This window comes from Halorubrum tibetense (assembly GCF_042661865.1).
In the GTDB taxonomy this organism is placed as follows: domain Archaea; phylum Halobacteriota; class Halobacteria; order Halobacteriales; family Haloferacaceae; genus Halorubrum; species Halorubrum tibetense.
In genome coordinates this window covers 1-4246 of the sequence record NZ_JBHSWW010000217.1, presented here as the reverse complement: position 1 = coordinate 4246, position 4246 = coordinate 1, and the positions used below count along the sequence as shown (strand labels likewise).

Sequence of the window (4246 nt, the reverse complement as noted above, 5' to 3'; positions counted from 1 at the left end):
GCCCGAGGCTGCCGCCCCGCTAGAGGGGTTCGAGGCTGGGGGATGACCGGGGGCCGATCCGGACTCGCCGGGCGGGGAGTCGGCGTCGGAGAGCGGCCCCCGAACGAACATCGCGTGGCCCATCAGGACCAGCGCGACGCCCGCGCCCACGGGAAGCGCCATCGTCAACGACAGTCCGACCAGATTCAGGAACGCGGTGATCCCGATCAGCGCGGCCGGAATGAGCCCGAGGACGTAGTCGTAGTACCCAGTCATAATCCATGTGGATCTATCACACTTTCCCACTTAATTGTTTCCCATGGTTGTGTGATCAGGAACTCAGTGAGAACAGAGATTATTGCTATAACTTATACATCGATACTCCGCGTACAGCCGGCGAACTGGAGTCGATCGATTTCAATTCAGGGTAGATCGGAACCACGAGGTGGTACGACGAGCACGAGGTGGTACCACGAGCACGAGCGGTACGGCAGGGAAGGAAAGGGGAGTAGACGAAAGAAAAGCGGAGGGAAAGGACGTGGAGAGAAGCGGAGAGAGCCCGCGAGAAACGAGAGCGCTGGAAGGCTCGGGCTGAATTCGGCGGATCGAGGATCCGGGCTACCGAATCCGGAAGTACAGCGCCCGCCACCCGCCGAGCGCGACCGCGCCGAGGACGAGCGTGATGAGCATGAACGTCGGTGCCGCGCTCCCACGGAACACGAACTCGCGCAGGACGAACCCGACGACGGCCGCCGGGATCCACGATCGGATCACGAGCGGGACCGACGACTTCGCCGTCTCGACCGCGCCGGCGGAGTACGCGCCGACGAGCGGCGCGAAGACGACCCAACCGATCACGAACGGGGCCCACACGCCGACCAGGTATATCGGGTCGTCGAGCAGGAACGCCACGGTCGTGTGGTTGAGCGTCCCGACGGTCAACAGCGCGAGCAACACCACGACGTCGCCGACCGCGAGCGGGGCCGCCGCGCGGTCCAGGCGTCCGGCCAGAAACGACTTGACGTCCATACGACCCCGTCGGACCCGCGCCTACTTTGTACGTACGGATCCGCGCCGACGGCGAGAAACGCGCTGCGAAAGACCCGCGACACCGGCGGCCGCTGTGACTATCTTGATACAGCGAGAGAATCCCGCCGTTCACGGCGGGCATGAATCGCGTGCGCTCCGGTAAGAAACCGCCACGTTACAACTGGTCTTGAGTCTCCAACGCTTCAAGACCTGCTTCTAGCACCTCTGTATAGGCTCCCGAGAGGTCCAAATCGTTTGCTTCTGCGTAGTCTTTGACTCGGCCACCGAGCGTGTGTGAAATGTCGATGTTTGGGCGCATACGAAAAGACTTTAAGACCAAAAGTATAATAATCTGTTGTCGTGAAGCGTGCCAACACGTTCGTTGTGCGACCGCTCACCGACGACGATGAGCAGGTGCTACGGGACTTGTTGGACGCTTCTGCCGCTCTCTGGAACGAGATCAATTACCAGCGCCTCATTCGTACAGCGGGAACGCAGCACAGAGCTCGACGACACGCTCGCCGACCTCGTAGATCACGTCCTCGCTGTCGGGGTTGTCGACGACCCGGTAGATGAGGTCGCCGACCTCCTCGATGGCGTCGGCGTCGAACCCGCGAGTCGTAAGCCCCGCGGTACCCGCGCGGATCCCGGAGGGGTCGAACGGTGAGCGGGTCTCCCCAGGTACGGTGTTCCCGTTGAGAACGATGTTCGCGGCCGCGAGCGCGTCCTCGGCGTCACCCCCGGACAGATCCGGATGCGACTCCCGAAGGTCAGCCAGCACGAGGTGGTTGTCGGTGCCACCGGAGACGAGCGAGAGCCCGTGGCCCTGAAGCGTCTCGGCGAGCGTCTCCGCGTTGTCGACGACCGCCTGCGCGTACTCCTCGAACTCGGGTTCGAGCGCCTCCTTGAACCCGACCGCTTTGCCCGCGACGTTGTGCATCAGCGGGCCGCCCTGCCCACCGGGGAACACCGCCTTGTCGATGTCGTCGGCGAACTGCTCGTCGCACATCACGATCCCGCCGCGCCCGGCGCGGATCGTCTTGTGTGTGGAGCCGGTGACGAAGTCGGCGACGCCGACCGGCGAGGGGTGGACGCCGGCGGCGACGAGGCCCGTGATGTGTGCGATGTCCGCGAGGTGGTAGGCGTCGACCGCGTCCGCCGCGGCCTGGATCGCCTCCCAGTCGACCGTCCGCGGGTACGCGGAGTACCCGGAGACGATGATGTCGGGCTCGAACTCCTCGGCCGTCTCTCGGAGCCCCTCGTAGTCGATGTATCCGGTGTCGGGGTCGACCTCGTACTGTTCGACCTCGTAGATCTGTCCGGTGAAATTCGCCGGGTGGCCGTGTGAGAGGTGACCGCCGTGGTTCAATTCGAGCGAGAGGATCTTGTCGCCCGGATCGAGCGTCGCGTAGTACACCGCCTGGTTCGCCTGCGTCCCCGAGTGTGGCTGGACGTTGACGTGCTCCGCGCCCCACAGCTGTTTCGCGCGCTCGATGGCGAGCTCCTCGACTTCGTCCGCGTGTTCACAGCCCGCGTAGTAGCGCGCACCGGGATACCCCTCCGCGTACTTGTTCGTGAGGACGCTCCCCTGCGCTTCGAGAACCGCCTCGCTGACGTGGTTCTCGCTAGCGATCATCGCGAGCGTCTCCTCCTGTCTCGTCCGTTCGCCGGCAAGCGCGTCCGCGACCGCCGGGTCGACCGCCCGGAGGTTCTCGTTGTCCATACGAATATTCGGGCGGGACGGAACATTAAGCCTGTCCGTCCGCACACCGCATGCCGCGAGCGCCACCGCCGCCGGCACCGACGATATCCCCGTCAGCGGAAACGCCGATTTCACGGATTAGAGGGCCTGAGAAGTGCTTATAAGCCTATTATATCCCGTTAATATTAAATACGCAACCGACTTTTATACGAGGAGATAGATGGTATCGAATTTACTTGAGGCAGACGTGGAAACCGTCCTCGACGGGGCGTTCGCGGGGACTGACGACGAACTGCTCGTGATCGACCCCTCCGCGGAGACCGTAACCGCGCTGATCGAGGCACGGATCGATCGGGACGATCTCCCCCGGATGTCGATGCTGGCCGACGAGGGTGTACTGAAAGACGTCATGGACGACTTCCTCGTCGCGTCGAAGGCCGCCGATCTCGTCGACCGCGACGCGCTCTCGCTCCGGCTCCTCCCCGAGGACGTTGAGAACGCGCTGTTCGTCTCCGAGTCCCGGGCGGTCGCCATCGTGGGCGCTGCCGACCGGGTCGCGGCGCTCTCGACGACCGACGAGGCGTTCGTCTCCGAGGTGTACGCGACGCATCGCGCCGCCTTCGACGACGCCGAGACGTACACTCTCCGCACCCCCGCGATCAGTCGGGTTCGAGAGACGATGGCCGCCGAGATCGGCGAGACCGCACGGGACGACTTCAACGCCGTCCTCGAAGCCCTCGACACCGCCCGCGGCGGAAACGGAAGCCTCGACGAAGTGACCGTCTCGCTGCTCGTCGCCGCGCGCAACGACGTGCTGCTGTACGACATCTCCAAGTGGGGAGAGGACGTCGGGATCGCCTCGAAGGCGACGTTCTCCCGAACGAAGACCCGACTCGAGGACCTCGGCCTCATCGACACGGAGAAGGTCCCAATCGACGTCGGCCGCCCCCGCCTCCGGCTCAAGATCGGCGACGAACGCCTCGTCGGTCTCGACGCCGCCGACTTCGCGGACGTCGCGGTCGACCTGGCCGCGTAACCCCCTCGACGCCGCCGGTCGCTCGTCGTTCTTCCCGTTTCCGTTCCGGTGAGGACCCGTGGGCGCAAGGAGCGCGACGCCGTCCTTGCGCGCCACCGCCTCTCCACGGGCTTTTTTTCCCTCCTCGTCGTCGGCCACGTCATGGATATCGGACTGGTCGGCGAGGGCCCTGCGGTCGACGCGGTCGAGGCCGCGCTCGCCGACGTCGACGTGAACGTGCTGCCGGTCGACGCGGCGCTGTTGGACGGGTTCGACCTGGCGGTCGTCGTCGGGACGACGGGGGCAGCCGTGTTCGGAACCGCGAACGACGAACTGGACCGGTGGATCGCCGTCGAGGTCGGCGGGGTGGGCGGCGTCCCGCTGGACGACGTCGACGCCGCGGTGACGGTGTTCGACGACGCCTGTTACGACTGTCTCGGCGCGCGGGTCGAAAGCGGCGGTGCGGAGCCGGCCGACACGGCGACGGGCCGTCGATCCGGGGTTAGGTTCGCCGGATCGGT

4 protein-coding genes and 2 pseudogenes are annotated in these 4246 nt (G+C 65.3%); 3 read left to right on the top strand and 3 right to left on the bottom strand.

The window, feature by feature from the left end; all coding sequences use genetic code 11:
• Together ACFQEU_RS12195 and ACFQEU_RS12190 are read right to left on the bottom strand one after the other, a co-directional pair.
• Positions 1–255 (bottom strand): DUF8015 family protein (locus ACFQEU_RS12195; protein WP_379782512.1); only part of this gene is annotated, 255 nt, incomplete at its 3' end.
• A gap of 342 nt (positions 256–597) precedes the next feature.
• Complete coding sequence (locus ACFQEU_RS12190) at positions 598–1008, bottom strand: DUF3054 domain-containing protein (protein WP_379782510.1); 411 nt, start codon at positions 1006–1008, stop codon at positions 598–600.
• A 360-nt stretch (positions 1009–1368) separates the two neighbouring features.
• On the opposite strand from ACFQEU_RS12190, the pseudogene ACFQEU_RS12185 reads away from it, so the two are divergent.
• Positions 1369–1491: pseudogene (locus ACFQEU_RS12185) on the top strand (RNA-guided endonuclease TnpB family protein); the annotation flags it as partial.
• On the opposite strand, the gene glyA reads toward ACFQEU_RS12185, so the two are convergent.
• On the bottom strand, positions 1484–2731 hold the full coding sequence (gene glyA / locus ACFQEU_RS12180; protein ID WP_379782508.1) for a serine hydroxymethyltransferase: 1248 nt from the start codon (positions 2729–2731) through the stop codon (positions 1484–1486). The pseudogene ACFQEU_RS12185 and the gene glyA overlap by 8 nt on opposite strands.
• A gap of 199 nt (positions 2732–2930) precedes the next feature.
• Here glyA and tbsP point away from each other — a divergent pair, with 199 nt between their 5' ends.
• Together tbsP and ACFQEU_RS12170 are read left to right on the top strand one after the other, a co-directional pair.
• Positions 2931–3746 carry a transcriptional regulator TbsP gene (tbsP, locus tag ACFQEU_RS12175; protein WP_379782506.1) on the top strand — a complete coding sequence of 272 codons (816 nt, stop codon included), beginning with the start codon at positions 2931–2933 and terminating at the stop codon, positions 3744–3746.
• A gap of 141 nt (positions 3747–3887) precedes the next feature.
• Positions 3888–4246: pseudogene (locus ACFQEU_RS12170) on the top strand (YcaO-like family protein); the annotation flags it as partial.

Coding starts and splice junctions, on each gene's coding strand:
- tbsP (WP_379782506.1), top strand. CDS start 2,931: ATGGTATCGAATTTACTTGAGGCAGACGTGGAAACCGTCCTCGACGGG.
- glyA (WP_379782508.1), bottom strand. CDS start 2,731: ATGGACAACGAGAACCTCCGGGCGGTCGACCCGGCGGTCGCGGACGCG.
- ACFQEU_RS12190 (WP_379782510.1), bottom strand. CDS start 1,008: ATGGACGTCAAGTCGTTTCTGGCCGGACGCCTGGACCGCGCGGCGGCC.